This window comes from Streptomyces filipinensis (genome assembly GCF_014649495.1).
In the GTDB taxonomy this organism is placed as follows: domain Bacteria; phylum Actinomycetota; class Actinomycetes; order Streptomycetales; family Streptomycetaceae; genus Streptomyces; species Streptomyces filipinensis.
Genome location: NZ_BMTD01000068.1, coordinates 1 through 1,352 on the forward strand (window position 1 = coordinate 1; position 1,352 = coordinate 1,352).

Below are 1,352 nucleotides of genomic sequence, written 5' to 3' on the forward strand. Positions count from 1 at the left end.
ATGGTGACGGACGGCGCGCACCACTACGGGCACGCGCGGCGGGACGCGGCCGAACGGGAGATGTTCGTCGTCGCGATGGGCGCCGGCGTGCAGAACTTCCTGGTGGCGCTGGCCGGTGAGCGGCTCGGTTCGGCGTGGGTGTCCTCGACGATGTTCTGCCGGGACGTGGTGCGCAAGGTGCTCGCGCTGCCGCAGGACTGGGACCCGATGGGCGCGGTGGCCGTCGGCCACCCGGCCGCGGCCCCGGCGCCGCGGCCGGGGCGGGCCGCGGACGCGTTCGTCGAGGTCCGCTAGGTGTGTTGTCCCGGGACGTTGGTGACACGCGTGCTGGGTTCTTGAAATGGGTGAGGGCCTCCGGGTTCGGTGTGGATTGCGACATCTACATCGTTCCGAGGAGGCCCTCGTGGTCCACCGTAATGCCCCGCTGACCGAGACCGGACGACTGCGACTGGCACGCTGTGTCGTGGACGACGGCTGGCCCGTACGCCGAGCCGCAGAACGCTTTCAGGTCAGCCACACCACCGCCGCCCGCTGGGCCAGCCGCTACCGACAGCTCGGCATCGCCGGAATGAGTGACCGCACCAGCCGCCCCCACCACCAGCCAGCAAGGACGCCGGCCGAGGTGGAGGAACAGGTCCTGCGCCTACGGCGTGAACACCGCATCGGCCCGCTGCGGCTGGCCGCCCGATGCCAGATCGCGCCCTCCACCGCCCACCGCATCCTGACCCGCCACGGACAGCCGCCCCTCGCGGCCCTGGACCGGGCCACCGGCGAGCCCATCCGCCGCTACGAACGCGAGCGGCCCGGCGAACTGATCCACGTCGACGTCAAGAAACTCGGCCGGATCCCCGACGGCGGCGGCCACAAAACCCTCGGCAGAGCCGAAGGCCGCCGCAACAAGACCGGCACCGGCTGGGCCTACCTCCACACCGCCCTCGACGACCACACCCGCCTCGCCTACACCGAAGACCTGCCCGACGAGACCGCCCCGACCTGCGCGGCCTTCCTGCGACGGGCAACCGCCTGGTTCGCCTCCCTGGGCATTACCGTCGAACGCGTCCTGACCGACAACGCCTGGGCCTACACCAAGAACACCTGGCGCCACACCTGCCGGGACCTCGGCATCCAGCCACGATGGACCAGGCCCTGGCGCCCGCAGACCAACGGCAAGGTCGAACGCTTCCACCGGACCCTGCTCGAGGAATGGGCCTACCACCGGCCCTACACCTCAGACCAGGAACGACAGAACGCGTTCACCGACTGGATCGACTGGTACAACCACCACCGACCCCACACCGGCATCCAAGGCCAAACACCCGCCAGCCGCGTCACCAACCTGTCCGGACAACACA

2 protein-coding genes are annotated in these 1,352 nt (G+C 70.3%); both read left to right on the forward strand.

The window, feature by feature from the left end:
- Window positions 1–294 (forward strand): nitroreductase family protein (locus IE244_RS41485; RefSeq protein WP_191878760.1); only part of this gene is annotated, 294 nt, incomplete at its 5' end.
- Window positions 295–403: 109 nt separating this feature from the next.
- The coding region (locus IE244_RS41490) for an IS481 family transposase (RefSeq protein ID WP_191878761.1) at window positions 404–1,352 on the forward strand (949 nt) is incomplete at its 3' end.